General features: G+C 75.8%; 26 protein-coding genes. 13 read left to right on the top strand and 13 right to left on the bottom strand.

Annotated features, from left to right (window positions below; genetic code table 11):
- Positions 1-39: 39 nt before the first annotated feature.
- Genes thpR through ACWIX7_RS09255 form a run of 5 tightly spaced genes read right to left on the bottom strand, consistent with a single transcriptional unit; the run spans position 40 to position 4,407 of the window.
- The gene (thpR, locus tag ACWIX7_RS09235; RefSeq protein ID WP_448621244.1) at positions 40-603 is read right to left on the bottom strand and encodes an RNA 2',3'-cyclic phosphodiesterase; all 564 of its coding nucleotides are present in this window, start codon (positions 601-603) and stop codon (positions 40-42) included.
- Positions 604-605: 2 nt separating this feature from the next.
- Positions 606-1,004 carry a hypothetical protein gene (locus tag ACWIX7_RS09240; RefSeq protein WP_448621245.1) on the bottom strand — a complete coding sequence of 133 codons (399 nt, stop codon included), beginning with the start codon at positions 1,002-1,004 and terminating at the stop codon, positions 606-608.
- A gap of 58 nt (positions 1,005-1,062) precedes the next feature.
- On the bottom strand, positions 1,063-2,418 hold the full coding sequence (locus ACWIX7_RS09245; protein WP_448621246.1) for an MFS transporter: 1,356 nt from the start codon (positions 2,416-2,418) through the stop codon (positions 1,063-1,065).
- The gene (locus ACWIX7_RS09250; protein ID WP_448621247.1) at positions 2,415-2,849 is read right to left on the bottom strand and encodes a MarR family winged helix-turn-helix transcriptional regulator; all 435 of its coding nucleotides are present in this window, start codon (positions 2,847-2,849) and stop codon (positions 2,415-2,417) included. Before ACWIX7_RS09250 ends, ACWIX7_RS09245 begins: the two co-directional genes overlap by 4 nt.
- A 34-nt stretch (positions 2,850-2,883) precedes the next feature.
- Positions 2,884-4,407: an NCS2 family permease gene (locus ACWIX7_RS09255; RefSeq protein WP_448621248.1), complete on the bottom strand. Its 1,524-nt coding sequence runs from the start codon at positions 4,405-4,407 to the stop codon at positions 2,884-2,886.
- A 151-nt stretch (positions 4,408-4,558) separates the two neighbouring features.
- Here ACWIX7_RS09255 and ACWIX7_RS09260 point away from each other — a divergent pair, with 151 nt between their 5' ends.
- On the top strand, positions 4,559-4,780 hold the full coding sequence (locus tag ACWIX7_RS09260) for a DUF2530 domain-containing protein (RefSeq protein WP_091218502.1): 222 nt from the start codon (positions 4,559-4,561) through the stop codon (positions 4,778-4,780).
- Positions 4,781-5,020: 240 nt separating this feature from the next.
- Here ACWIX7_RS09260 and ACWIX7_RS09265 read toward each other — a convergent pair whose 3' ends face one another.
- Positions 5,021-5,818 carry a DUF3027 domain-containing protein gene (locus tag ACWIX7_RS09265; protein ID WP_448621249.1) on the bottom strand — a complete coding sequence of 266 codons (798 nt, stop codon included), beginning with the start codon at positions 5,816-5,818 and terminating at the stop codon, positions 5,021-5,023.
- A 79-nt stretch (positions 5,819-5,897) separates the two neighbouring features.
- On the opposite strand from ACWIX7_RS09265, the gene ACWIX7_RS09270 reads away from it, so the two are divergent.
- A complete protein-coding gene (locus ACWIX7_RS09270; RefSeq protein WP_448621250.1) occupies positions 5,898-7,484 on the top strand; it encodes an MFS transporter in 1,587 nt (528 codons plus the stop codon).
- 5 nt (positions 7,485-7,489) lie between these two features.
- Entirely contained in the window at positions 7,490-7,963 is a 474-nt protein-coding gene (locus ACWIX7_RS09275; RefSeq protein WP_448621251.1) for a DUF2771 family protein, read from the top strand.
- A gap of 170 nt (positions 7,964-8,133) precedes the next feature.
- Here ACWIX7_RS09275 and ACWIX7_RS09280 read toward each other — a convergent pair whose 3' ends face one another.
- Positions 8,134-8,529, bottom strand: a complete 396-nt coding sequence (locus ACWIX7_RS09280; protein ID WP_448621252.1) for a cold-shock protein — start codon at positions 8,527-8,529, stop codon at positions 8,134-8,136.
- Between the two features lie 153 nt (positions 8,530-8,682).
- On the opposite strand from ACWIX7_RS09280, the gene ACWIX7_RS09285 reads away from it, so the two are divergent.
- Together ACWIX7_RS09285 and ACWIX7_RS09290 are read left to right on the top strand one after the other, a co-directional pair.
- Positions 8,683-9,030 carry a YidH family protein gene (locus tag ACWIX7_RS09285; protein WP_448621253.1) on the top strand — a complete coding sequence of 116 codons (348 nt, stop codon included), beginning with the start codon at positions 8,683-8,685 and terminating at the stop codon, positions 9,028-9,030.
- 150 nt (positions 9,031-9,180) lie between these two features.
- Positions 9,181-9,498, top strand: coding sequence for a DUF202 domain-containing protein (locus ACWIX7_RS09290; protein WP_448621254.1), 318 nt, complete (start codon positions 9,181-9,183; stop codon positions 9,496-9,498).
- On the opposite strand, the gene ACWIX7_RS09295 is transcribed toward ACWIX7_RS09290, so the two are convergent.
- The gene (locus ACWIX7_RS09295; RefSeq protein ID WP_448621255.1) at positions 9,485-10,054 is read right to left on the bottom strand and encodes a nucleotidyltransferase family protein; all 570 of its coding nucleotides are present in this window, start codon (positions 10,052-10,054) and stop codon (positions 9,485-9,487) included. The two genes, ACWIX7_RS09290 and ACWIX7_RS09295, sit on opposite strands and share 14 nt — an antisense overlap.
- Positions 10,055-10,130: 76 nt before the next feature.
- On the opposite strand from ACWIX7_RS09295, the gene ACWIX7_RS09300 reads away from it, so the two are divergent.
- Positions 10,131-10,904 (top strand): endonuclease/exonuclease/phosphatase family protein, encoded by a 774-nt coding sequence (locus ACWIX7_RS09300; RefSeq protein WP_448621256.1) that lies wholly within the window; start codon positions 10,131-10,133, stop codon positions 10,902-10,904.
- 107 nt (positions 10,905-11,011) lie between these two features.
- Here the strand turns inward: ACWIX7_RS09300 and ACWIX7_RS09305 are convergent, their stop codons facing one another.
- The 3 genes from ACWIX7_RS09305 to ACWIX7_RS09315 all read right to left on the bottom strand — a co-directional run bounded on the left by ACWIX7_RS09305 (position 11,012) and on the right by ACWIX7_RS09315 (position 13,528).
- Positions 11,012-12,667: an AMP-binding protein gene (locus tag ACWIX7_RS09305; protein WP_448621257.1), complete on the bottom strand. Its 1,656-nt coding sequence runs from the start codon at positions 12,665-12,667 to the stop codon at positions 11,012-11,014.
- A gap of 2 nt (positions 12,668-12,669) precedes the next feature.
- On the bottom strand, positions 12,670-12,885 hold the full coding sequence (locus tag ACWIX7_RS09310) for a hypothetical protein (RefSeq protein WP_448611472.1): 216 nt from the start codon (positions 12,883-12,885) through the stop codon (positions 12,670-12,672).
- A 115-nt stretch (positions 12,886-13,000) separates the two neighbouring features.
- The gene (locus ACWIX7_RS09315; protein WP_448621258.1) at positions 13,001-13,528 is read right to left on the bottom strand and encodes a hypothetical protein; all 528 of its coding nucleotides are present in this window, start codon (positions 13,526-13,528) and stop codon (positions 13,001-13,003) included.
- Between the two features lie 52 nt (positions 13,529-13,580).
- Here ACWIX7_RS09315 and ACWIX7_RS09320 point away from each other — a divergent pair, with 52 nt between their 5' ends.
- The 3 genes from ACWIX7_RS09320 (at position 13,581) to ACWIX7_RS09330 (ending at position 19,117) form a co-directional block, all read left to right on the top strand.
- The gene (locus ACWIX7_RS09320; RefSeq protein ID WP_448621259.1) at positions 13,581-15,839 is read left to right on the top strand and encodes a helicase C-terminal domain-containing protein; all 2,259 of its coding nucleotides are present in this window, start codon (positions 13,581-13,583) and stop codon (positions 15,837-15,839) included.
- Positions 15,840-15,897: 58 nt separating this feature from the next.
- The gene (locus ACWIX7_RS09325) at positions 15,898-17,181 is read left to right on the top strand and encodes a class I SAM-dependent methyltransferase (RefSeq protein WP_448621260.1); all 1,284 of its coding nucleotides are present in this window, start codon (positions 15,898-15,900) and stop codon (positions 17,179-17,181) included.
- A gap of 250 nt (positions 17,182-17,431) precedes the next feature.
- A complete protein-coding gene (locus ACWIX7_RS09330; protein ID WP_448621261.1) occupies positions 17,432-19,117 on the top strand; it encodes a DNA repair helicase XPB in 1,686 nt (561 codons plus the stop codon).
- 156 nt (positions 19,118-19,273) lie between these two features.
- Here the strand turns inward: ACWIX7_RS09330 and ACWIX7_RS09335 are convergent, their stop codons facing one another.
- Positions 19,274-21,559 carry an ATP-binding protein gene (locus ACWIX7_RS09335; protein ID WP_448621262.1) on the bottom strand — a complete coding sequence of 762 codons (2,286 nt, stop codon included), beginning with the start codon at positions 21,557-21,559 and terminating at the stop codon, positions 19,274-19,276.
- A 103-nt stretch (positions 21,560-21,662) separates the two neighbouring features.
- Between ACWIX7_RS09335 and ACWIX7_RS09340 the strand changes: the two genes are divergently transcribed.
- The 4 genes from ACWIX7_RS09340 to ACWIX7_RS09355 are packed head-to-tail and all read left to right on the top strand — an operon-like array spanning position 21,663 to position 23,522.
- A complete protein-coding gene (locus ACWIX7_RS09340) occupies positions 21,663-21,980 on the top strand; it encodes a hypothetical protein (RefSeq protein WP_448621263.1) in 318 nt (105 codons plus the stop codon).
- A 1-nt stretch (position 21,981) separates the two neighbouring features.
- The gene (locus tag ACWIX7_RS09345) at positions 21,982-22,833 is read left to right on the top strand and encodes a CPBP family intramembrane glutamic endopeptidase (protein ID WP_448621264.1); all 852 of its coding nucleotides are present in this window, start codon (positions 21,982-21,984) and stop codon (positions 22,831-22,833) included.
- 24 nt (positions 22,834-22,857) lie between these two features.
- On the top strand, positions 22,858-23,133 hold the full coding sequence (locus ACWIX7_RS09350; protein WP_448621265.1) for a type II toxin-antitoxin system Phd/YefM family antitoxin: 276 nt from the start codon (positions 22,858-22,860) through the stop codon (positions 23,131-23,133).
- Positions 23,130-23,522, top strand: coding sequence for a type II toxin-antitoxin system VapC family toxin (locus ACWIX7_RS09355; RefSeq protein WP_448621266.1), 393 nt, complete (start codon positions 23,130-23,132; stop codon positions 23,520-23,522). The genes ACWIX7_RS09350 and ACWIX7_RS09355 overlap by 4 nt, the downstream gene beginning before the upstream one ends.
- Positions 23,523-23,540: 18 nt before the next feature.
- Here ACWIX7_RS09355 and ACWIX7_RS09360 read toward each other — a convergent pair whose 3' ends face one another.
- On the bottom strand, positions 23,541-24,746 hold the full coding sequence (locus ACWIX7_RS09360) for an aminotransferase-like domain-containing protein (protein ID WP_448621267.1): 1,206 nt from the start codon (positions 24,744-24,746) through the stop codon (positions 23,541-23,543).
- Between the last annotated feature and the right edge of the window lie 181 nt (positions 24,747-24,927).

The following is a 24,927-nucleotide window of genomic DNA, read 5'->3' on the forward strand; positions in this document are numbered from 1 at the left end:
CTGGCGAGCTCGGCGCGGGACCCTGGAGGGTGACCTCCCTCAGCGGAGGAGCGGCCAGGCGGCGACCCGGTCGTAGCGCGGCGCGGGTCCGAGGTGGCTCTCCAGCAGCTCCACCTCGGTCGCCGGCCAGCAGGGTCCGCGGTGGCCGGCCAGCCGCTCGGGCAGGTCGCCGTCCCCCGGCCGGCCGGGCCGCCAGCGACCGAGGGTGAGGTGGGCGCGGAAGGGCCGGTCCTCGACGGGCAGGCCGAGCCCGCGGGCGACGGCGGCCAGCCGGGCGGCGAGGGCGCCCAGCGCGGCGTCGTCCCCCGTGACGCCGGCCCAGAACACCTGCGGACGACGCCGCGTGCCGAACCGCCCGGCGCCGGCGAGCCGCAGGGTCATCGGCGGGGCGGTCGCCACGGGGGGGCCGGCGGCGGCGACCAGCTCCTCGACCTGCTCGGCCGGAACGGCGCCGAGGAAGAGCAGCGTCAGGTGCCAGCGCTCGGGCGGCGTCCAGCGGGGTGCGCCGGGCGCCTCGCGCAGCGGCGCCAGCGCACGGTCCAGGTCGGTCATCGCGCCGGCCGGCGGGGTCACCGCGAAGAACAGCCGCCGCGGGCGGGGCACGGTCAGTCGGGCACCGCCAGGCCGGCGTCCGCCAGCGCCGTCTGCAGGCGCAACCGCTCGACGTCGCGCGGCCGTCCCGACGGGACGGCGTCCAGGGCGTGCGGCACCTCCAGCAGCCGGGCCGCCTCGACGAGGACGTCGTCGTAGGCAGCCTGCAGCCCGCGGCGGCGGGCCATCGGCGCCCCGGCCGGCACGCGGGCGAGCTGGGCGCCGAGCCGGCGCAGGTCGGCGGCCACCAGCTCGAGCGGGCGGCCCGCCGGCGCGACCGGCTCACGTCTGAGGCGCAGCGGCGCCGGCAGGCGCGCCGACCCGAAGACCAGCCGGGCCACCCAGCCGGCCAGGGCGACCGAGCCCACCACGCCGGCGACGATGGCGCCCAGGTGCAGCAACGAGGTCCCCATGCCGCCTCCACGGACGACTCGAGAGTGGTGGCCGTCACGGTACGACGGTCCGGCGACGTCAGCTCGCCTGCGTGCCCGGCGCCTCCGCCGATGCCGTCTCCGCAGCGGCCCGGACCGTCGCCGGCGGGACCGCCCGCGGGGAGACGTGGAGCTGCAGCCGCGGTGGGACGACGCGTGCCTCCAGCCGGACCCGTCTGCCACGGGCCAGCCACGCAGCGGCGACCCCGCCCGCGGCGACCGCGACCGCACCACCGAGGACGAACCCCCAGGGCGCCCCCCACCGCTCGGCCACCCAGCCGATCAGCGGCGAGCCGATCGGCGTCCCGCCCATGAAGCAGGTGAAGTACAGCGCCATCACCCGGCCGCGCAGCTGCGGGTCGACGCCCAGCTGCACGAAGCTGTTGTTGGCCACGCTGAACACCAGGCCCGCCGCGCCGGTCGGCACGAGCAGGGCGGCGAACGACCAGTACGTCGGCATGAGGCCGCAGACGATCGACGCCACCCCGAACGCCGTGGCCGCGAGCACGAGGAACCGCTGCTTCGGCCGGGTGGTGCGCCGGGTCGACAGCAGCGCTCCGGACAGCGACCCGGCCGCGAAGCAGGTCGTGAGCAGCCCGAACGCCTCGGCACCGACGCCGAAGACCTCGCGGGCCATCAGCGCGATGGTGATCTGGGAGTTGAAGGTGAAGGTGCCCAGCACGAGCGCCAGCCCCATCGCCAGCCTCAGGTCCGGGCGCGACCACGCGTAGGCCAGCCCCTCGCGCAGCTGGCCCCGGGCTCGCGCGACCGGTGGGCTGGAGTACAGCTCGCCCGGCCGCATGGACAGGAGCGCGCCGATGGTGAACGCGAAGCTGGCCGCGTTGGTGAAGAAGGCCGGCGCGGTGTCCCCCGAGGCCGCGCCGATGAGCAGCCCGGCGACCGCGGGGCCGACAAGCCGGGCGCCGTTGAAGATCGTCGAGTTGAGGCTGACCGCGTTGGGCAGCAGCTCCGGGCCGACCAGCTCCGCGACAAAGGCCTGCCGCACCGGTGCATCGACGGCGGAGACCGAGCCGAGGGCGCCGGCGAGGACGAAGACGTGCCACAGCGCGATGCCGTCGGTGGCCACCAGCAGCCCGAGCAGGAGGGCGAGCAGACCCATCAGCGTCTGGGTGGCCACGAGCATGCGGCGCTTGGGGTAGCGGTCGGCGAGCACCCCGCCGTACAGACCCAGCAGCAGCGTGGGGCCGAACTGCAGCGCGGTGATCAGCCCGAGGGCCACACCGTTGTCATCCGAGAGCTGCAGGACCAGCCAGTCCTGGCCGATGCGCTGCATCCAGGTGCCGGTGAGGCTGACCATGTTGGACGCGGCATACAGCCGGTAGTTGCGTACGCGCAGCGACCGGAACGCTCCTGTGTCCCCAGCTCCCCTGCTCACTCACTCGCCAGCTCGTCCATGATGACCGCGGCCTCGCGCAGCACCGTCCGCTCCTGGGCGCCGAGCTGTTCGAGCGTGTCGGTCAGCCAGGCCTCCCGGGCGCGGGCCTCGGCGGTGAGCAGTTCCTCCGCGGCCGGGGTCAGGTCGATGACCACCTGCCGCCCGTCGGTCGGGTTCGGGCTGCGGGTGACCAGGCCCATCCCCTCCAGCGCGACGACGACCCGGGTCATCGACGGCGGCTGGACCCGCTCGTGGCCGGCCAGCTCACCCGGGCTCATCGCGCCGTGCCGCCTCAGCGTGGACAGCGCCGCGAGGTGGGTGAGCGTGACCGAGTGGTCGGCCCGCTGGTTGCGCAGCCGGCGGGGGAGCCGCATGACCGCCAGCCGCAGGTCGTGAGCCAGCGCCGCGGTCTCCAGCGTCGTCGGGCTCACGGTTGCCCAGCCTAACCGCGGACCTCAGCCGGGCTCAGAACAGCTGCTGGAGCGGCTCCAGGGCGAAGTAGACGAGGAAGAGCGCGCCGATCAGCCACATGAGCAGGTGGATCTCGCGCCTGCGTCCGGCCGCGACGTGCAGCAGCACGTAGCTGACGACGCCGGCGCCGATGCCGTTGGTGATCGAGTACGTGAACGGCATGAGCGCGATGGTGAGGAAGGCCGGGATTACCACCGTCATGTCCCCCCACTCCAGGTGGCGGATCTGGTTGACCATCAGCGCGCCCACGATCACCAGCACCGGCGCCGCGGCCTCCGACGGCACGATCTCCACCAGCGGGCTGAAGAACATCGCCAGCAGGAAGAGGACGCCGGTGGCCACGCTGGCCAGGCCGGTCCGCGCGCCGTCGGCGACCCCGGCGGCGCTCTCGACGTAGGTCGTGTTCGACGAGACGCTCGCCGCACCGCCGGCCGCGGCGGCCACCGAGTCGACCAGCAGCACCGGCTGCGACCTGGGCAGGTTGCGCTCCTCGTCGAGCAGGTCGCCCTCGGCGCCGACCGCGGTGACCGAGCCGACGGTGTCGAAGAAGTCGGCGATCATGATCGAGAAGACGATGAGCAGCGCCGCGATCACGCCGATCCGCTCGAAGCCGCCGAACAGCGAGAACTGCCCCACCAGGGACAGGTCCGGGGCGCTGACCACCTCGTCCGGCAGGGTCGGGACCTGCAGCGCCCAGCCGCGCGGGTTGACCTCGCTGCCGTCGGCGCCGACGCGCGGGCCGATGCCCGCCACGGCCTCCACGACGATCGCGAACACGGTCGAGACGACGATGCCGATGAGCAGCGCGCCCCTGACCCGGCGGACGACGAGCACGCTGGTGAGCAGCAGCCCGACGACGAAGACGAGCAGCGGCCAGCCGGCCAGCTGGCCGTTGACCCCGAAGCTGATCAGGGGGCTCCCGGGCCGGATGACGCCGGCGTCGGCCAACCCGATGATCGTGAGGAAGAAGCCGATGCCGACCGCGATCGCCGTCTTCAGCTGCGCCGGGATCGCCTCGAAGACCGCGCGACGGAAGCCGGTGAGCACCAGCACGGTGATGAGCAGGCCCTCGAGGACGACCAGGCCCATGATCTCGGGCCAGGACAGCTGGGTGGCTGCGAAGACCGCGACGATGGCGTTGATGCCCAGGCCGGTCGCCACGGCGAAGGGGTACCGCCCGACGACCCCCATGAGGATCGTCATGACCCCGGCGACCAGCGCGGTGACCGCGGCGACCGAGGCGAAGGGCAGCGTAGCCCCGGTGATGTCCGCGCCCGACAGGATGATCGGGTTGAGCACCACGATGTAGGCCATCGTGAAGAAGGTCGTGAGACCGCCGCGCACCTCGCGGGTGACCGTCGAGCGGCGGGCGCTGATGCCGAAGTAGCGGTCCAGGCCGTTGCTCGGCCGGACGCGCGGGCCCTCGCTGCGGCGCGGGCGCTGTGCCCCGGCGGCGATGTCGGCGGGCGTGCCGCCGTCCGTGGTGCTGCCCGAGGACGGGCGGGACTTCTCTGCCATGGCGACTCTCCGGGCGCGCGGCCGGGCGAGCGGGCGGCGGGGGAAGCGCGCCGGCTGACCGGTGGGGACTGCGATGAGCGGCGACAGCGTGCCACACCGGTGTTCCGACCAGGTGACACGCGCCGGGGCCTGCGGGTTCTAGGGTCGACCCGTGCCCCGACCGGCCAAGCAGGCGCCTCCTCCACTGCATGTCGACACCGTGCGGGTGGTGCTGGCCGGGACGGCGCTGTGGGTCGTGGCCCTCGTCGTGCTGCTGCTGCTCGGCGACCGGGTGGACCGGGTGTGGACCTGGACCTGCGTCGCCGGCATCGCGCTGGCGTTCGTCGGGCTGGGCGTCATGCGCCTCCAGGGCCAGATCGGCCGCCGCGACTGAGACCTGGCTGGTCCCGATCGCCGTCCCCCGGCCCGCTGGACCGCTCCTCCCCCGACCTCACCCCCCGCCCACACCTGCGGGCAGGGGCTGACCTTCGCTCCCGAACCTCTTCCCTTGCTTACCCCTGTGAGCAGGGGCTGAGGTTCCCGGAGACGACTTCCCCCCGCCCGGACTGACACGTGGCGGAGGACAGCGGCTCGGACGGCGCCTGGCCGCGGTGCGGTCCGGACGACCGCCATGTCAGAGCACGTCGAACGAGCCGGTGTCGTAGCGCGCCGAGCGCACGACCTCCGCGGCGTCGTCGGCGACCAGCGTCGCCTGGCTGTGCGCGCCGCAGCCGTAGTCGATGGCGACCACGCGGCCGTCGGCCGGCGCGTAGACGTTGCCGCAGGCGCCGAAGCGCTGCCGCAGCGAGCCCGCCAGCGGAAGGAAGAACCCGCAGGTGCCGCACGGACCGGGCGCCTGGCGGGCCATCGCCGAGCGGGGACCGAACTCCCCGGCGTCCCAGCGGGCCGCGGCCTCCTCGCGCCCCTCCCTGGACATGACCCGCTCGCGGCCGAGGCCGATCGCGGAGGCCACCACGGACCCCTCGGGGTCGTCGGCCGAGTCGTCGTCGGTCGTGTAGCCGGGGACCAGCCGGGGGTCGTCCTCGGTGGAGGGCAGCACGTCGCCGACCGAGAGGTCACCGGGGCGCAGCCGCTCGTGCCACGGCACCCAGGCGGGGGCGAGCAGGGCCTGCTCGCCGGGCAGCAGCACGACCTCGTCGACGGTGACGTGCTCCTCGCCGGGCACCGCGGCGAGGGTCACCGCCCAGTACCAGCCGACGTAGCCGGGCAGCCGGCTGGCGAAGGAGTGGGTGATCACCTCGCCGAGCTCCGCGCCGCCCTGCTCCGCGGACGGCGTCTCGCGGGTGGCGCCGAGGTGCTCGCCGACCAGCTCGGGGGACCCGGCGGTGTCGACCGCCGCAGCCCACGCCTGATCGACCGCGGTGCTGAGCGCGTCACTCCCCGCGGCGGCGGGGTCGGGGAACTCGGGCACGGCGCCATTCTCCCTGACGCCCCGGGCAGCTCGGGTGCGCGGGGGCGCTGTCCGTGTCCTCCCAGGTCGGTGCGGCACCATGGGCTGCGTGTCGTCGTCCCGCCCACCCGGCGCCCGCCGCGCCCTGCGTCGGCGCCCGTCGCCGCCGGCGGCCCCGGGTGCGCAGACGGCACCGCTCGAGGTGTCGCGTCCGGCCACCCGGCCGCTCCCGACCGCGGGCCAGGTGCCCGAGCCGTGGGCCGGCGAGGGCGCCGACGCTCCCCCGCCGACGGCCGCGCTGCCCCCGGCCGCCCCGCCGCTCCCCCCGGTGCCGCGGAAGCTGACCGTCACCAGGGTCGCGGCGTCGCGCACCCGCGAGCTGACCGGGGCCGCTGTCCGCCGGGTGCAGACCGCCAGCCGGGCCGACGGCGCCGCGGAGAGCGGGCTGGCGCAGCTGCTGTGGGTCAACGCCCTGCACATGGCCGGCGACGCGATGATCGCCGTCTCGCTGGCCGGCACCCTCTTCTTCGCCGCCACGACCGACGCACAGCGCAGCAACGTGGCGCTCTACCTGCTGGTGACGATGGCGCCGTTCGCGGTCGTCGCCCCGGTGATCGGGCCGCTGCTCGACCGGCTGCAGCGCGGCCGCCGCTGGGCGCTGGCCGTCAGTCAGCTGGGCCGGGCCGCGCTGGCGCTGGTCATGGCCGCCCACTTCGACGACCTCTGGCTCTACCCCGCCGCGCTCGGTGTGCTGGTGCTGTCCAAGTCGCACAACGTGCTGCGGGCGGCGGTGGTCCCGCGGGTGCTGCCCGGCGCGATGTCGCTGACCTCGGCCAACGCCCGGACGTCGGTGTTCGGCCTGGTCACCGCCGGCGTCTTCGGCGGCATGGGCGCCGGCCTGGCCTGGGGGCTGGGTTTCGAATGGCTGCTCTGGGCCACCGCCGTGGTGTTCGCGGGCGGTGCGGTGCTCGCGTTGCGGCTGCCCCGGCACGTCGACGTCCCCACCGGTGAGCTGCCCGCCGACGTGTTCTCGACCGCGCCCCAGCCGGTGGCCACGGGGCGGCGCCGGTCGATCAGCCCGCGGGTGGTGGTCGCGCTACGGGCGAACGCGGCGCTGCGCGGACTGGGCGGCTTCCTGACGATCTTCTCCGCCTTCCTCGTGCAGGCCACGGTCGAGGGCGGCTGGCAGGGCACGCTGGCGCTCGGCGCGGTCGCCGGGGCGGCCGGCGTGGGCAGCGTGCTGGGCACCGCCGTCGGCTCCCGGCTGCACCGGGTCGACCCGGACCGGGTGGTGCTGTGGTCGGCGGGCACCGCGGCGGCGATCACCGTCGTCGCGGCGGTCTTCTACAGCCTCGCGACGGCCGCCGTCGTCGCCGGCGTGGCCGCCGTCGCCAACGCGCTGGGCAAGGTCGCTCTCGACGCGATCATCCAGCGCGAGGTGCCCGAGAGCCTGCGGGCCTCGGCGTTCGCCCGCTCGGAGACGATGCTCCAGCTGTCCTGGGTCGTCGGCGGCGCGCTGGGCATCGCCCTCCCGCCGACCGGCTGGCTGGGCTTCACCGTCGCCGCGGGCCTGCTCGTGCTCGCCGTCGGGCTGGTGCTCTGGGGTCCGCGCCGCCGCACCCCGCCCCCGACCGCGCCGGTGCCCGCCGCGGACGCCCTCACCGACCCGCTGGGGCGGCTGTCGTGAGGCGGGTGGCGCTCCCGGCCGTCGTCCTGCTGCTGGCCGGCTGCGGCTCCCAGCCGTCGGGCCCGCAGGACGTCGTCGTCGAGGCCGGACCGCAGCGCGTCGAGGCCGCCCCCACGCAGTACTGCGTCGACGGCGAGGGGCAGCGCTACGCCAGCTCCCCGCCGATCATCGAGGTCTCCCCCGACACCACCGTCCGGCTCACCGTCCCCGAGCCGGTGGCCGAGCGCGGCTGGAGCGTGCAGGTGTTCGACGAGCAGCTCGAGGGACTGCTCGGCGAGGTGCCGGTCGGCACCGGCGAGGCCGTGTTCGAGGTCAACACCAACGACGTCGTCCCGCCGGCCTTCTACCTCGTCGTCGTCGAGGACGCCGGCGGGGACTGCGAGGGCTTCAGCGGGGCCTGGCCGATCGGTTTCCTGCGCGCCGGCGGGGCCCAGGGCGGGCCGGCGACGGAGCCGACGACGCCCGCACCCCAGGGCTGAGGAAGGACCTCCCTGCCCCCCGCCACTCGCGAGCTCGCGGCGGGACCCTGCAGGCAGGCCGCGGTGGCCCCGTCCAGAGGCTCGCCGCTGGCCCCGTCCCGGGCCCACTCCGAGCTGGCGAGGGGTGGGGAGGACGGGGTCCTTCCCGGGTGAGGAGGACGGGGTCCTCTTCAGTGCTCCAGGTCGGTGGCGACCGCGCGCAGCACGGAGGCGACCTTGCGGGCCTCCGGCCGGTCGGGGTGCCGGCCGCGGCGCAGCCCGTTGGAGACGTCGTCGAGCAGCTTGATGAGGTCCTCGATGATCGGGACGAGCTCGTCGGGCTTCTTGCGGGACCGCTCCGCGTGCGCCGCGGTCACCGAGGGCAGCGGGTCGAGCACCCGGACCTGCAGGGCCTGGTCGCCACGGCGGCCGGCGACGATGCCGAACTCCACCCGCTGACCGGGCTTGAGCTCGCTGGTGCCGGACGGGAGGGCGTCCTTGTGCACGAAGACGTCCGGGCCGTCCTCACGCGAGAGGAAGCCGAACCCCTTCTCCGGGTTGAACCACTTGACTCTGCCGGTGGGCACGTTGATCCCTCAGTCGTCGATCGCGGGCGGCCCCGGCACCGGGCCGGGAGGACGGGCGGCACGGACGGCCGCTGATCCCAGGTTAGCCGCCGAGCGGCGTCGTCCCACCGGTATTGCGCCGCCCGCCTCCCCGGCCCGACCTAGCCTGGCCCGGTGCCGCCTGCCGACCACCCCGACTACCGGTTCACGCTGGCCAACGAGCGCACGCTGCTGGCCTGGCTGCGCACCGGGCTGGCGCTGGTCGCCGGCGGCGTCGCGGTCGCGGAGTTCGCACCCGACCTCGGCGTCCCGTGGGGCAGCGCCGCGGTGGCGGTCGCGCTGGTGCTGACCGGGCTGGGCGCGGCGGTGGGCGGGTACGTGCGCTGGCGGCGCAACGAGCGGGCGATCGCCGCCGACCGGCCGCTGCCGCCGGGGCGCGTGCTGCCGGCCCTGGTCACCGCGGTGGCCGCCGTCCTCGTCGTCGTGGCCGTCCTGGTCGGGGTCGAGGTGCTGCGCCCGTGAGCGGACAGGGGCGTGAGCATCGCAGCGAGGAACGAGCGAGGAGCGGAGCGCCCGCGGGAGCGAACCGATGACGCCGAGCGGACAGGGGCGTGAGCATCGCAGCGAGGAACGAGCGAGGAGCGGAGCGCCCCGCGGGAGCGAACCGACGACATGAGCGGACAGGAGACCCAGCCGGAACGCACCGTCCTCTCCTGGCAGCGCACCGGCCTCGGCGTGCTCGCCCTCGCCGGCCTGCTGGTCCGCGCGGCGGTGACCGACGGTGCACCTGTGCGGCTGGCCGTGGCCAGCGGGGTGGCGCTGCTGGGCCTCGGCGTGCTGGGCGGCCTGGCACCGGTGCGGGCCCGGGCGGTGGAGCGGGCGCTCGACCGCGGGACCGGGGTGGCCGTGCCGCGGCTGGCGCTGGTGGTCACCGCCGTCGTCGTCGCCGTGGCCGGCGCCGCCCTCGTCGCGGTGCTCAGCCCCCGCTGACCGGCTGCTCGACGATCCCGAGCCGGTCCAGCAGCACGAGGAAGACCGCGGCGAAGTCGTTGTCGGCCACCTCGCGCCGCACCCGCTCCCAGTCGACCTGCTCGCGCAGCGCCCGGACCACCGGCAGCAGCCGCCCGTAGTCGCAGTAGTGCTCCTCGAGCGCCATGAGCTTGGTGACGACGATGTCGGTGGCCTCGAGCACCGGCATGTGCACCGAGAGCACCGGCATGTCCTCGGCCCGGTCGATGAGGTCCTGCTCCACCGGGATGCCGCAGGTGCGCCACAGGACGTCGATGAACGAGTTGCCCTGGACGACCTTGGTCAGCCAGTCCTCGGCCGGGTCGACGACCTGCAGCCCCGCCTCGGCCAGCACCTTGGCCGCCCGCTCGGCCTCGGCCGCCGGCACCAGGAAGTCCGCGTCGTGGTCGGGCTCGGGCGCCCCGCGGACCCAGGCGGCGTAGCCGCCGCACAGCGCGAAGGGCACGTCGCCCTGTTTGAGCGCGACGGCGACGCGCTTGAGGAGGTCACGGATCTCTTCGCGGTCCGAGGGCTGCACGCACAGCCTGCTACCCGGGGCGCGCCCTCCGGAACACGGCGGTGTGGACGGCGGCGCGCGGGGCACAGGAGCCCTCGTGCGGATCGCGACCTTCAACATCCTCCACGGGCGGTCGCCGGTCGACGACCGGGTCGACGTCGAGCGCCTGGCCGCCGCCGTGAAGACCCTGGACGCCGACGTCCTGGGGCTGCAGGAGGTGGACCGGGACCAGCCGCGGTCGATGAACGCCGACCTCACCGCCGTCGCCGCCGAGGCGATGGGGGCGGTGGACTCCCAGTTCGTCGCGGCCCTCTCGGGCACCCCGGGCGGCACCTGGATGGCGGCCACTGGCGACGAGCAGCCGGGGTCGGCCAGCTACGGCATCGCGCTGCTGTCGCGCTACCCGGTCGTCTCGTGGCGGGTGGTGCGGCTACCGGCGCTGCGCAGCCGGGTGCCGGTCTGGTTCCGCGGCGCCCCGCGCCCGAAGCTGGTCGGCGACGAGCCACGGGTCGCCGTCGCCGCCGTCCTGGAGGGGCCCTCGGGGCAGTTCACCGCCTGCAACACGCACCTGTCGTTCGTGCCGGGGTGGGGCGCGCTGCAGCTGTCGAAGCTGGTCCGCTCGCTGACCGGCACCCGTGAGCCGCTGGTCCTCATGGGCGACCTCAACATGCAGGCCGGCCAGGCGGTGCGGGTCAGCGGGCTGCACCCTCTCGCGCCGGCCACGACGCCGACCTTCCCGCTGGACGAGCCGATCCGGCAGCTGGACCACGTGCTGGCCCGGGGGCCCATCGCCGCGAGCGGCCCGGCCGAGGCGCTGCGGCTGTCCCTGTCGGACCACCGGGCCCTCGTGGTGCCCTGCGCCCCCGCCTGAGCGGCCCCGTCCAGGGCACCACGGGCCCTGCAGGGGCCCGCCGCCGGCCCCGTCCAGAGGCTCGTCCCGAGCTCGCGAGGGATGAGGAGGACGGGGTCCTTCTGCCTTCAGGCGTTGCGGACGGCGTCGGCCGCCTCGAGACCGAGCTCCCGGACCGACACCTCGCGCATCTCGACCTTGCGCACCTTGCCGGTGACCGTCATGGGGAAGCCGTCGACGATCTTCACGTAGCGCGGGATCTTGTAGTGGGCGAGCTTGCCGGCGCAGAACTCGCGCAGCGCCTCGGGCGTGAGCGGCTCGGCGCCCTCGCGCAGCCGCACCCAGGCCATGAGCTCCTCGCCGAAGCGCTCGTCGGGCACCCCGATGACCTGGGCGTCGACGACGTCGGGGTGGGTGTAGAGGAACTCCTCGACCTCGCGCGGGTACACGTTCTCGCCGCCGCGGATGACCATGTCCTTCATCCGGCCGACGATGTTGAGGTAGCCCTCGGCGTCCATGACCGCGAGGTCGCCGGTGTGCATCCAACGGGCGGCGTCGATGACCTCGGCGGTCTTCTCCGGCTCGTCCCAGTAGCCCAGCATCACCGAGTAGCCGCGGGTGCAGAACTCCCCCGGCGTCCCGCGCGGCACCGTCAGCCCGGTCTCGGGGTCGATGACCTTGACCTCCAGGTGCGGGTGCACCCGCCCGACGGTCGAGGTGCGCCGGTCCAGGTCGTCGTCGGCGCCGGTCTGGGTGGAGACCGGTGAGGTCTCGGTCATCCCGTAGCAGATGGTCACCTCGGTCATCCCCATCTCCGAGACCACCCGCTTCATCACCTCCACCGGGCACGGCGAGCCGGCCATGATGCCGGTGCGCAGGCTGGAGAGGTCGTAGGAGGCGAAGTCGGGCAGGGCCAGCTCGGCGATGAACATCGTCGGGACGCCGTACAGCGAGGTGCAGCGCTCCTCCTGCACCGCGCGGAGCGTCGCGGCCGGGTCGAAGCCGGGGGCGGGGATCACCATCGTCGCGCCGTGCGAGGTGGCCGCGAGGTTGCCCATCCCCATGCCGAAGCAGTGGTAGTAGGGCACCGGGATGCAGATCCGGTCGGCCTCGGTGTAGCCGCAGCCCTCACCGACGAAGAACCCGTTGTTGAGCAGGTTGTGGTGGGTGAGGGTGGCGCCCTTGGGGAAGCCGGTCGTGCCCGAGGTGTACTGGATGTTGATCGGGTCGTCGGCCGACAGCTGGGTCTCCCGCTCGGCCAGCAGGCCGCGGTCGCCGGCCCGGCCGGTGGCCACGAGCTGCTCCCACGCCGGGGAGCCGAGGAAGACGACCTGGCGCAGGTCGGGGCAGCGGTCGCGGACCTCCTCGACCATCGCGCGGTAGTCGCTGGTCTTGAACGCAGGGGCGCTCACCAGCACCGAGATGCCGGCCTGCTCGAGCACGTAGGCCAGCTCGTGCGTGCGGTAGGCGGGGTTGATGTTGACCAGGATCGCGCCGAGCTTCGCCGTCGCGTACTGCACGAAGGCCCACTCGGCGCAGTTCGGCGCCCAGATGCCGACCCGGTCGCCCTTGACGACCCCCCGGGCGTCCAGCCCCAGGGCCACGGCGTCGACCTCGGCGACGAACTCCGGATAGGAGAAGCGGCGACCGGTGGCGCACTCGACGAGCGCCTCGTGGTCGCCCACCCGCGCCGCCGTCCGATCGAGGTCGGCCCCGATCGTGTCCCCGAGGAGGGGCACGGTCGAGGTGCCACTGCTGTAGGACGGCAGCGCGGGCGTCGTCATGGCTACTCGCCCGCCTGGACGCCGGCCCGGTTGGGCTTGTCGGTCGGGTGCGCGTACCGGAGGCGGCTGGGCGGCAGCGGGAAGTCGTGGTCCTCGCCGAAGGGCGACAGCGGGCCGGCCGACTCCGCGAGGAACTCCGTCACCGGCGCACCGCCCTCGTCGTTCTGCCCCCACGTGGGCTCCACCAGGTGCTCGTGCTTGGGGTTCCGCTTGGCCATGTGCCGTGCCCTCCGTCGTCCCGTGTCCCGCGGTGCACCGCTCGGTGCCCGCGTCCGTCGTGCATCTTGGCGGAAGCAGTACCCCGGACGCACGCGAGTCAGCCCCTGCGCCGGGTCAGTGGCGACGCACGGCCCGGGCGCCGTAGAGCGTGGGGAGGCCGTCCGCGGTGAGCACCCACTCGCGCGGCCCGACGGGGGCGGCGCGCACCACCGCGTCGTGCAGCTGCTGGACCGCGCGGGTGCGCCAGACCGCGGTGCTGGTCAGCCGCAGCCGCACCGGCTCGGCCAGGAGGTCGAGCTCGTCGTAGCCCTCGGGCTCGAAGGACAGCACCGCGGGCCCCGCGATGCGCAGCACGCCGGTCTGCCAGGGCACCGTCTGCAGCGCCCGCTGCCAGCGGTGGTGCCGGGCCAGCGCGCCGGCCCCGGCGGCGGCCGCCACCGAGCCCACCATGACCAGCGCGAGGACGACGAGGCCGGCCAGCGGCACCGGCTGCCCCCAGTCCCGGGCGATGGTGACCGCGGCGGCGCCGAGCAGCACCCCGAGGACGACGGCGATCAGCCCGCCGACCAGCCAGCGCAGCGCCCCGGCCTGGTAGCCGGTCAGCGCGGTGCGGGTCTGGGGGTCGTCGGCGGCCGGGATCACGCTCCCATGCTGGCAGGGGCGTCGACGGGGACGGCGACGTAACGTGGACCGGATGTCCTCGCCCGCCCCCGCGACGCTCGCCTCCTGGCTGCGCACCCGCAGTGACGAGCAGCTGGCCGCGCTGCTGGCCACCCGGCCCGACGTGGCCCGCCCCGCGCCGTCCGACGTCGTGGCCCTCGCCAGCCGGCTGGCCGTGCCCGTGTCGGTCGACCGCGCCCTCGACGAGCTGGACGCCGCCACGCTGCAGGTGCTCGACGTGGTGCTGCTCGCCGACACCGACGGGGTCGACGCCGCCGACCTGCCCGCCGCGCTGCCCGCGGTGCCCGACGACGTGCTCCAGGGTGCCGTCGACCGGCTCACCACGCGGGCACTGCTGTGGGGGGACGAGGTCCTGCACGCCCCCGAGCCGGTGCGCCGCGCCGTCCGGTACCCGGCCGGCCTGGGTCGGCGGGCGGGCGAGCTGCGGCTGACGCTGCCGGCCGACCTGCCGAAGGCGCTGGCCGAGCTGCCGGCCGAGGAGCGCGACGTGCTGGAGCGGCTGGCCGGCGACCGCCCGGTGGGCCACCTCCCCGACACCGACGGCGGCGCCACCTCCCCCGCCCGGCGGCTGCTGCAGCGCGGGATGCTGGCCCGCATCGACGCGCTCAACGTGGAACTGCCCCGGGAGATCGGGCTGCAGCTGCGCGGGAGCCTGCCCTACGGCCCGCCGCGGGCGCGCCCGGAGCCGGCCGTCGCCGACCGCGACCCGGCCGTCGTCGATCGGCAGGCCGCCGGTGCCGCGATGGAGGCGATCGGGCGGGTGGGCGAGCTGCTGACCCTGCTCGAGGAGGAGCCGGCCGGCCTGCTGCGCAGCGGGGGCGTCGGCGTCCGCGACCAGAAGCGGCTGGCCCGCGCCCTGCACGTGCCGGAGCCCGAGGCCGGCTGGCTGCTGGAGCTGGCGTACGCGGCCGGCCTGCTCGACGTCGGCGGCCCGCACCGCGACGAGTGGCTGCCGACCCGCGCCTTCGACCTGTGGCGGGAACAGGAGCTGCCCGACCGGTGGGCGGCGCTGGCCGCCGGCTGGCTGGCCGCCGTCCGGCTGCCCTCCCTCGCCGGGCAGCGCGACGTCTCGGGCAAGGCGGCCAACGCCCTCTCCCCCGACCTGGTGCGGCACACCGCCCCGGCGATCCGCCGCTCGGCGCTCGGCGCGCTGGCCGAGTACCCGCCCGGCCGGGGCGTGGCCGCCGACGACCTGGTGACGCTGCTGCGCTGGCGCACCCCGCGGCGGGCCGACCGGCTGGCCCCGGTGCCCGACCTGCTGACCGAGGCCGCGCGGCTGGGCGTCGTCGTCGGCGGGGTGCTGTCCAGCGGCGGGCGCGGGCTGCTGGCCACCGGTGAGGACGGCGCGGCGACGGGCATGCGCGGGCTGCTGCCCGACCCGGTCGACCACGTGCTGGCCCAGCCCGACCTGTCGCTGGTGGCGCCCGGCCCGCTGGTGGCCGAGCTCGCCGACACCCTGGCCGTCGTCGCCGACGTCGAGTCCTCGGGCGGGGCGACGGTGTTCCGGGTGTCGGAGGCCAGCGTGCGCCGCGCCCTCGACTCCGGCTGGTCGACCACCGACCTGCACGAGTTCTTCGCCCGCGCCTCCCGGACGCCGGTGCCGCAGGCCCTCGACTACCTGGTGGACGACGTCGCCCGCCAGCACGGCCGGCTGCGGGTGGGGGCGATCGAGAGCTACGTGCGCTCGGACGACCACGGGCTGCTCTCCCAGGTGCTCAACGACCGGCGCACGGCCACCGCGGAGCTGCGCCGCCTCGCGCCGGGGGTGCTGGTCAGCGGGCTGGGGGCCGACGAGGTGCTCACGGTGCTGCGCGGAGCGGGCTACGCCCCGGCCGGCGAGTCCCCCGGCGGCGCCGTCCTCACCCGCCCGCCGGCCCGGCCACGCGCCGCGGGCCGCCGTCCCGGGGGGGCCGCCCCGCAGGCGCCGCGCCCCCTCACCGGCGACGAGGTGGCCGCCACGGTGCGGGAGATCCGCGCCGGCGACGCCGCCCTGGCCGCCCGCCGCGGCGAGGCCGTGCGGCAGGTCCCCAGGGTCACCACGGCCAGCACGTTGGAGCTGCTCTCGCGGGCGGTCCGCGAGGGCGTGCCGGTGTGGCTGGGCTACGTCGACGCCCAGGGCAGCGGCAGCCAGCGGGTCGTCCAGCCGGTGTCGCTGGCCGGCGGCTTCCTGGAGGGCTACGACGAGCGCCGCGGGGAGAGCCGGACGTTCGCCGTCCACCGGATAACCTCGGTGGCGCTGCTGGAGGACGAGGAACGGGCCGCGTCGTCCTGACGTCTCGCACGCACGAACCGCTTGCCCTCCGCAACGGTCGACGCGACGCTCCTCCTGCATGGGGACCGAGGGGAGCACCGCCGAGCAGCTGGCCACTGCACTGGGGACGGTGCTGGGTGTCGACGACCTGCCCGTCCGGCTGCGGGCCTGGGACGGCTCCGTGGCCGGCCCGCCGGGCGCTCCGGTGGTCACCGTCCGCGACCGGCGGGCGCTGCGGCGCCTGGTCTGGTCGCCGGGCCAGGTGGGCCTGGGCCGCGCCTACGTCGTCGGTGAGCTGGACGTGGAGGACGACGTCGTCGCCACCCTGGCGGCCCTGATGACGGCCGGGTGGTCCGCCACCGCCGAGCGCCCGCAGGCCCCGACGGCGCGGCAGCGCGCCGGCCTCCTCGGCACCGCCGCCCGGCTCGGGGCCCTGGGGCCACCTCCTCCGCGGCCGCCGCAGGAGATGCGGCCGCGCCGGTCCGGGCGCCGGCACACCCGGGCCCGGGACGCCGCCGCGATCGCCCACCACTACGACGTGGGCAACGACTTCTACCGCCTCGTCCTCGGCCCGACGCTGGTCTACTCGTGCGCCGTCTGGGACTCCCCCGCCACCGGCCTGGACGCCGCTCAGGAGGCCAAGCTCGACCTGGTCTGCCGCAAGCTCGCCCTGCGCCCGGGCACCCGGCTGCTCGACGTCGGCTGCGGCTGGGGCAGCCTGGCGCTGCACGCCGCGCAGCAGTACGGGGCCGACGTCGTCGGGGTGACCATCTCCACCGCGCAGGCGGCGCTGGCCCGCGAGCGGGTCGCCGCCGCCGGGCTCGCCGACCGGGTGGGGATCCGGGTCCAGGACTACCGCGACGTCCCCGACGGCCCCTTCGACGCCATCAGCTCGATCGGCATGGCCGAGCACGTCGGCGCGGACGGGATGCCGGCGTACGTCGCCGCCCTGCGCGACCTGCTCCGCCCCGGCGGCCGGCTGCTCAACCACGCCATCGCCCAGAACGCCGGGGACCCCCGCTCCCGCCGCGGCACCTTCATCAACCGGTTCGTCTTCCCCGACGGCGAGCTGCTCCGGCTGGGCGACACCGTCGCCGCGCTGGAGGCCGGGGGCCTGGAGGTGCTCGACGTCGAGGCGCTGCGCCGGAACTACGCGCTCACCCTGCGGGCCTGGTTGGAGCGCCTGGAGAAGCACTGGGACGCCGCGGTGGCCGCCGGTGACGAGGGCCGGGCGCGGGTGTGGCGGCTGTACATGGCGGTCAGCGCCCTGGCGTTCGAGACCGGGCGGCTGGGGGTCAACCAGGTGCTGGCCCGGCGTCCCGGCGGTGAGGACCCGCCGCTGCGCCTGCGCGCCTGGCTCTGACACCTCCCGTCGAGATCGCGCGATCTCGTACCGTCCTCGCGGTCCTCGTGTGCGAGATCGCGCGATCTCGACCCCGGAGCGGGCCCGAGCGGGAAGGCCGTGTCGGTCCCCGTGGTTACCGTGTCGGAGGCCCTGCGTGGCCGCCGTCCCCTCCCGCCTGCCGAAAGGTCCTCGTGAGCGAGCTTGCGAGCTCAGCAATGAACACAGCACTGCCGTTCCTGCGGCCGACGAGCGCCAGTGAGGAGGGCGCATGAACGACGGACCCCTCATCGTCCAGTCGGACAAGACGCTGCTGCTCGAGGTCGACCACCCGGCCGCCCGCGAGTGCCGCGCGGCCATCGCGCCGTTCGCCGAGCTGGAGCGCTCCCCCGAGCACGTGCACACCTACCGGGTGACGCCGCTGGCGCTGTGGAACGCGCGCGCCGCCGGGCACGACGCCGAACAGGTCGTCGACGCGCTGGTCCGCTACTCGCGCTACCCCGTACCGCACGCGCTGCTGGTCGACGTCGCCGACACGATGGACCGCTTCGGCCGGCTGACCCTGCAGAACGACCCGGTGCACGGGCTGGTCCTCGCCAGCTCGGACCGGGCGGTGCTCGAGGAGGTCATCCGCAGCAAGAAGGTCGCCCCGATGCTGGGCGCGCGGATCGACGGCGACACGGTCGTCGTCCACCCCTCGGAGCGCGGCCGGCTCAAGCAGGCGCTGCTCAAGGTCGGCTGGCCGGCCGAGGACCTCGCCGGCTACGTCGACGGCCAGGCGCACCCGATCGAGCTGGCGCAGGACGGCTGGCACCTGCGCGACTACCAGCAGGAGGCCGTCGAGGGCTTCTGGTCGGGCGGCTCGGGCGTCGTCGTCCTGCCCTGTGGCGCGGGCAAGACGCTGGTCGGCGCCGCGGCGATGGCCGAGGCCAAGGCGACCACGCTGATCCTGGTGACCAACACCGTCTCCGGGCGGCAGTGGAAGCGCGAGCTGCTGGCCCGCACCTCGCTGAACGAGGACGAGATCGGCGAGTACTCCGGCGAGCGCAAGGAGATCCGCCCGGTCACCATCGCGACCTACCAGGTGATCACCACCCGCCGGAAGGGCGAGTACCGGCACCTGGACCTCTTCGACGCGCAGGACTGGGGCCTGATCGTCTACGACGAGGTGCACCTGCTGCCCGCGCCGATCTTCCGGCTCACCGCCGACCTGCAGTCCCGCCGCCGGCTGGGCCTGACCGCCACGCTGGTGCGCGAGGACGGCCGGGAGGACGACGTCTTCTCGCTGATCGGCCCGAAGCGCTACGACGCCCCGTGGAAGGACATCGAGTCCCAGGGCTACATCGCGCCGGCCGAGTGCATCGAGGTCCGGGTGTCGCTCGACGACGAGGAGCGGATGACCTACGCGGTCGCCGAGCCCGAGGAGCGCTACCGGATCGCGGCCACCGCGACCTCGAAGCTGCCGGTGATCCGCCGGGTGCTCGACCGGCACCCCGACGAGCAGAAGCTGGTCATCGGCGCGTACCTCGACCAGCTCGACGAGCTCGGCCGCGCGCTCGACGCCCCGGTCATCCAGGGCTCGACCACCAACCGGGAGCGGGAGAAGCTCTTCGACGCCTTCCGCGCCGGGGAGGTCACGACCCTGGTGGTGTCCAAGGTCGCCAACTTCTCCATCGACCTGCCGGAGGCCGCGGTGGCCGTCCAGGTGTCGGGGACCTTCGGGTCGCGGCAGGAGGAGGCCCAGCGGCTGGGCCGGGTGCTGCGCCCCAAGGCCGACGGCCGGCAGGCGCACTTCTACACCGTGGTCAGCCGCGACACCCTCGACGCGGAGTACGCCGCCCACCGGCAGCGCTTCCTGGCCGAGCAGGGCTACGCGTACACGATCGTCGACGCCGCCGACCTGGCCGGGCCGGGCGAGGTCAACGGCCCCGACTGGGTGGACGAGCCCGCGGACTGAAGGAGGACCACCCTTCCCCCACGCCTCGCCCGCTCGGCGCGGGACCCTGAAGGCTGGCCGTTCCAGCACGTCACCAGGGGCCGCCGCTGGACCCGAGGAGCCCAGGACCGCCGCGGTCCTGGGCTCCTCGCGCACGACAGCCGGGCCGGATCGGTCCTACCGGGACGGCACCGGGCCGCGGCGCTGCTGTGTCGCGGCCCACGCGGCGATCTGCGCGCGGGAGCGGAAGCCCAGCCGGGTGAGGATCTGCTCGACGTGCGACTCCGCCGTCCGCGGTGAGATGACCAGCCGCGCGGCGATCTCCCGGTCGGTGAGCCCCTGGGCCACCAGGTCGGCCACCTCCCGCTGGCGGCGGGTCAGCGGGCCGGACGGCGGGAGCGTCGGCGTCCCCACCGCCGGTCCCTCCCCCAGTGCCAGCGCGACCGCCGACGCCCGCTCCAGGGCGCTGCCCTCGGCGTGCCGGGCGCCCCACCGCTGCTGACCGAGGGCGCGGCGGGCCACCCCGGTCCAGTGGTCGTCCACCGCGGTCAGCGGCCCCGGTAGCCGCGCGGGCACCGACCGCCAGACCGCCTCCGCGGCACCGGCCAGCCGGGCGGCCGTCTCGGGATCCCCACGGGCGGCCGCGGTCCAGCCGAGGGCGGCCACGCACAGCGCGACGCCGCTGCGGTCGTCGACCTCCCGCATGAGTCGCAGCGCCTGCTCCTCGAGCCGGGTGGCCGCTGCCGGGTCGCCGGCGGCCAGCCGCACCAGGCCCTGCCCCCAGAGGGCGTGGGACCGGGTCCACGGGTCCGCGGCGCCGGCGAGGCTCGTGCCGAAGGCGGCGTCGGCGGACCCGAGGTCGCCGGCGAGCAGGGCCACCACCCCGACGTCCGCCCAGCAGAACGCGCCGGCCCCTGCTCCGGCCGCCTCGTGCCCAGCGGCCGCGGCGCGCAGCAGGCGGTCGGCCGCCGCCAGGTCCGCACGGAACAGTGCCGCCTGGCCGAGGTACTGCGTGGCCAGGGCGGCCACCGCCGGCAGGTCCAGCGCCCGCGCGTCCCGCAGCCCCTCCTCCAGCAGCGGGACGGCGGTCTCCGGATCCGTCGCGACCAGGGCGAGGTGACCGGCGACGACCAGCCCCCGCGCCCGCTCGGGACAGGGTGCCGGCACTGCGCGCAGCAGCAGGTCGAGCCAGCGCCGTCCCTCGCCGAGGTGGCCGCGGGCCGCCCAGTACAACCACGCGTCGGCGACGGTCGCGAGCCCGGCCGCCTCCTCCCCGGGCGTGTGCAGGCAGTGCTCCAGCGCCGGGGCGAGCTCGGCGTGCACCACGGACAGCCGGTCGAAGGCGGCGACCTGCCCGGGGCCGAGGAACTGCGCCGCCGCGTCCGCCACGAGCCGGGCACACCAGTCGCGGTGCCGTCGGCGCACCGGCTGCGCCTGCCCGGAGACCTCGAGCAGCTCCCGGCCGAAGGCCCGGACGGTCTCCAGCATCCCGAACCGGCTCCCGGTCCCGTCCCGGACGACGGTGAGCAGGGAGGCGTCGACCAGGCCGCCGATCGCGTCGAGCAGGTCGTCGGCCGGCAGCCCGTCGTCCGCGCACACCGCCTCGGCGGCCGCCAGGTCGACGTCCCCGGCGAAGACCGCCGCGCGGGACCACAGCAGCCGCTCCCGGTCGCCGAGCAGGTCGGCGCTCCACTCCATCGTCGCCCGCAGCGTGCGGTGCCGGTCCGGCCCGGCGGGCCCGGGTCGGCGCAGCAGCCCGAAGCGGTCGTCGAGCCGGTCCAGCAGCTCGGCGGGGGTGAGCGTCCGCAGCCGGACGGCGGCCAGCTCGATCGCCAGGGGGATGCCGTCCAGCCGGCGGCACAGCTCGGCGAGGGTGTCGTCGTCCGCCGGGGTCAGCACGAGGTCGGGCGCCGCCGCCCGGGCCCGCTGGCCGAGCAGCGCCACCGCCTCCGACCCGGCACCGAGCGGCAGCGGCGGCACCGCGAGCAGCGCCTCACCCGGCAGGTCCAGCGGCGTCCGGCTCGTGGCGAGGACCGACAGGCCGGGGCAGGCGGAGGTGAGCGCGTCGAGCAGCACGGCGCAGGCGTCGCGGAGGTGCTCGCAGTTGTCGAGCACGAGCAGCACCCGTCGCTCGCCGAGGACGTCGGCCAGCGACGCCGGGACCCAGCGGCCCGTGCTGTCCCGGACGTCGAAGGCGGCCGCGACCTGCGCGGCGGCGAGCGCGGGGTCGGGGACGGTGGTGAGGTCGGCCAGCGCGACCCCGTCCGGGAAGGACCGGCGCAGCTCGTCGGCCGCCCGCAGGGCCAGCCGGGTCTTGCCGACCCCGCCCGGCCCGACCAGCGTCACCAGCCGCGACTCCGCCAGCAGCCCGCGCACCCGGCCCAGCTCGGCCCGCCGGCCGACGAACGAGCTGCGCTCGGCCGGCAGCCGGGACCCCGTTGCGGGGGCTGCCGGCCGCACCATGGCCGGGGACCGTAGCGGCCGGGTACGGGTCCGCGGGAGGACCCGTACCGCCCTCCGGGGAACGCCCGCTGTGCGCACCACCCGCCGGCGCGACTGTGGCCGCATGGGCGAGCGGCGGCACGGGGAGACCGGGCTCTTCCTCGTGCAGTTCCGCAGCTGCCCGCCGTCGGTGGGTGACGCGGTGGAGATGCACCGCGCCCTCCGCCGGGCGGTCACCCGGCTCGGCGCGGCCGGGACGGCGATCCGCTGGTGCGCCGCCTGGCTGCTCCCCGACGAGTGCCGGTGCCTGTGCCTGGTGCAGGCGGCACGGGAGGCCGACGTCGTCCTCGCCCGCGACCTGGCCGCCCTGCCCACCGCGTCCGTCGCCCCGGCCCGAGCGCTGGGCGCTGATCCCTCCTCCCGAGTCGAAGGCAGGTCCTGACATGTCCGCCACCGACGCCCGCCGTCCCGCCCCCGCTCCGCCCGGCGGCCTGCGCGGCCGGGTCGCCCGGCACCCGCTGACCGCCTTCCTCGTCCTGGTCGCCGTCGTGGGCTGGCCGCTCATGGCGGTGCCGGCGCTCACCACCCACGGGGTGCTCCCCGGCGGGCCGCTCCCCCAGGAGCCGTTCGCCCTCGGGACGACGCTGCTCGTGATGCTGCCCGCCGCGCTCTGGGTCACCGCGGTCGCCGACGGGCGCCCCGCCGTCCGGGCCCTGCTCCGTCGCGCCGTCCAGTGGCGTTTCGGCGCCGGCTGGTGGGCCACCGTGCTGCTGGCCCTGCCGGTGCTCACCCTCGCCGTCGGGGTGGCCGCGGGGCAGGGGCTGCAGACCGGGGACCTGCTCGCCGTGCTCGCGTCCGGCGCCTTCTCGGTGGCCACCGCGGTGCTGCTCGTGCACCTGTGGGAGGAGACGGTGTGGGCAGGCTTCTTCCAGGGCCGTCTGGAGCAGCGGCACGGCTTCCTCCCGGCCGCCGCGCTGACCGCCGTCCCGTTCGCGGCGGTCCACCTGCCGCTGGCCTTCATCGGCGACCTGACGGCCGCCCGCGTCGGGCTCGCGGTCGGCGCGCTGTTCCTGCTCGGTGTGGTGATGCGCCTCCTGGTGGGCGCCACCGTGCGCGGCGCCGCGGGCAGCTTGCTTGCCGCCGGGATCGTGCACGCGTCGTTCAACGCCTCGAACAACGAGGGCAACCTGGTCGACGACCTGCTCGGCGGAGGGCAGCCGTCCCTGTACGCGATCGTCGCGGCGGTGCTGTTCACCGCCGCCGCCCTGCTCGCGGTGCGGGACCGGCGTTCGTAGCACATGGAGTGCTACGGTGCTCGCATGACACGCATCGGCGTACGCGAGCTGCGGCAGAACGCGAGCCGGTACCTGGCTCTGGTCAAGGCCGGCGAGACGGTCGAGGTGACCGAGCGCGGTGAACTGGTGGCCGTCCTGGCCCCACCGTCCCCCGCGGCGACGGCACGCGAGCGACTGATCGCCGAGGGCCGGCTGATCCCGGCCACCGGGCCACGCTTCATCCCGGAGCCCGTGGCAGCCGCGGCTGGAGCGCCGAGCGTCTCCGAGGCCCTGGCCGAACAGCGCGCCGAGCGACTGTGATCGCCTTCGACAGTTCCGCTCTCACGAAGCTCGTCGTCCGCGAACACGAGACCGCGCCCCTGCGCGCGTGGTTGGCAGCACGTGACGAGGCCGCCTGGTCGGCCAGTTCCCTGACCCGCGTGGAGGTCGTGCGCGCCGTGGCGCGGGCCCAGGCCGCCGCGGTGCCGACCGCTCGCAGACTCCTCGCGGGGATGGACCTCGTCCCCCTGGGGCCGGGCGTCCTCGAGGTGGCCGCCGACCTCGGACCGCCGTCCCTGCGCAGCCTGGACGCCCTCCACCTGGCGACGGCGCTGACCCTCGGGTCGGCTCTGGACGCCTTCGTGGTCTACGACGAGCGACTGGCGCAGGCGGCCGTCGACGCCGGGCTCCCGGTCGTCGCACCCTCCTGACCCGGCCGGGGTCGGGGCTCAGGCCCCCGCCAGCACCGCCCCCAGCCGGCGCACGCCCTCGGCGATCCGCTCCGGCGTGTTCGTGGTGAACGACAGCCGCAGCGTGGCCCGGTCCGGCGTGCCGGCGTAGAAGGCCGCGCCGGGCACGAAGGCGACGTCGTGCGCCAGCGCACGGTGCAGCAGGTCGGCGGTGTCGGGGGTCCCGGGCAGGCGGACCCACAGGAACATCCCGCCGTCGGGGTCGGTCCAGGTGCTGCCCTGCGGCAGCGCGTGCGGCAGGGCCTCGACGAGGGCGTCCCGGCGGGCGCCGTAGGCCGAGCACAGGGTCATGACGTGCGCCTCCACGTCGGCCGCGGCGAACCAGGCCGCCGCGGCGGCCTGGTCGATCGTGGAGGTGTGCAGGTCCGCCGCCTGCTTGGCGACGGTCAGCGCCGGCAGCAGCCGGGACGGCGCCCGCAGCCAGCCCAGCCGCAGCCCCGGTGCCGCGATCTTGGAGAAGCTGCCCACGTGCAGCACGTGGTCGTCGGCACCCGGCTGCGCGGCCAGCGGGAGCACCGGGGCGCCCCGGTAGCGGAGCTCGCCGTAGGGGTCGTCCTCGACGACCCAGACGCCGTGCCGGGCGGTGAGCTCGACGACCTCGGCCCGCCGCTCCGCCGGCATGGTGCGGCCGGTGGGGTTGGCGAAGGTGGGGACCAGGTAGAGCAGCGCCGGCCGCTCCTGCTCCAGGACGTCGGCGAGCGCGGCCGGGTCGATGCCCTGCTCGTCGGTGGGCACGGGCACCACCCGGGCGCCCGCGAGCTGGAAGCACTGCAGCGCCGCGAGGTAGGTCGGGTCCTCCACCAGCACGACCGCGCCCGGGTCGAGCAGCGCCGTCGCGACGAGGGTCAGCGCCTGCTGCGAGCCGGACGTGACCAGCAGGTCGTCGACGGTGGTGAGCAGGCCCCGGGCGGTCATCCGGGCGGCGACCCGCGCACGCAGCTCCCGGTCGCCCTCGGTGGGCGCGTACTGGAGGGCCCGGCGAGCGGAGGACCCCCAGAGCACGGCGTCGTAGGCGGCGCGGACGCCGTCGAGGTCGAACAGCTCGGGCGCGGGCAGGCCACCGGCGAAGGAGACCACCTCCGGCCGGTCGAGGAGGGCGAGCAGCTCGCGGACCGGGGAGCTGGCCACCCCGGCCAGTCGCTCGGCGAGGGCGGGGGCAGGACCGGAGAGGACGACGGCGGACACGGGTGCTCCAGGAGCGACTGTGCGGTGAGGGGGACGGCGCCGAGGAGCGGGTGGTGTGCCGCTGTCATCCGGGCCGGGAGGGCCGCCTGGTCGAGGAGCCGCACCCAGCGTACGACCGCTGCCGACGGGACGCCCGACGACGCCCGGGTGGGACGGCCGGGGCGCGGTGGGCAGCCGGGAC

It is taken from the genome of Geodermatophilus sp. URMC 65 (genome assembly GCF_053502545.1).

What these genes read in the sequence shown, in the direction of transcription:
- ACWIX7_RS09270 (WP_448621250.1), top strand. Translation starts at nt 5,898, where the DNA reads ATGGGCTGCGTGTCGTCGTCCCGCCCACCCGGCGCCCGCCGCGCCCTG.
- ACWIX7_RS09240 (WP_448621245.1), bottom strand. Translation starts at nt 1,004, where the DNA reads ATGGGGACCTCGTTGCTGCACCTGGGCGCCATCGTCGCCGGCGTGGTG.
- ACWIX7_RS09255 (WP_448621248.1), bottom strand. Translation starts at nt 4,407, where the DNA reads ATGGCAGAGAAGTCCCGCCCGTCCTCGGGCAGCACCACGGACGGCGGC.
- ACWIX7_RS09340 (WP_448621263.1), top strand. Translation starts at nt 21,663, where the DNA reads ATGGGCGAGCGGCGGCACGGGGAGACCGGGCTCTTCCTCGTGCAGTTC.
- ACWIX7_RS09350 (WP_448621265.1), top strand. Translation starts at nt 22,858, where the DNA reads ATGACACGCATCGGCGTACGCGAGCTGCGGCAGAACGCGAGCCGGTAC.
- ACWIX7_RS09330 (WP_448621261.1), top strand. Translation starts at nt 17,432, where the DNA reads ATGAACGACGGACCCCTCATCGTCCAGTCGGACAAGACGCTGCTGCTC.
- ACWIX7_RS09310 (WP_448611472.1), bottom strand. Translation starts at nt 12,885, where the DNA reads ATGGCCAAGCGGAACCCCAAGCACGAGCACCTGGTGGAGCCCACGTGG.
- ACWIX7_RS09320 (WP_448621259.1), top strand. Translation starts at nt 13,581, where the DNA reads ATGTCCTCGCCCGCCCCCGCGACGCTCGCCTCCTGGCTGCGCACCCGC.
- ACWIX7_RS09305 (WP_448621257.1), bottom strand. Translation starts at nt 12,667, where the DNA reads ATGACGACGCCCGCGCTGCCGTCCTACAGCAGTGGCACCTCGACCGTG.
- ACWIX7_RS09290 (WP_448621254.1), top strand. Translation starts at nt 9,181, where the DNA reads ATGAGCGGACAGGAGACCCAGCCGGAACGCACCGTCCTCTCCTGGCAG.
- ACWIX7_RS09335 (WP_448621262.1), bottom strand. Translation starts at nt 21,559, where the DNA reads ATGGTGCGGCCGGCAGCCCCCGCAACGGGGTCCCGGCTGCCGGCCGAG.
- ACWIX7_RS09325 (WP_448621260.1), top strand. Translation starts at nt 15,898, where the DNA reads ATGGGGACCGAGGGGAGCACCGCCGAGCAGCTGGCCACTGCACTGGGG.
- ACWIX7_RS09345 (WP_448621264.1), top strand. Translation starts at nt 21,982, where the DNA reads ATGTCCGCCACCGACGCCCGCCGTCCCGCCCCCGCTCCGCCCGGCGGC.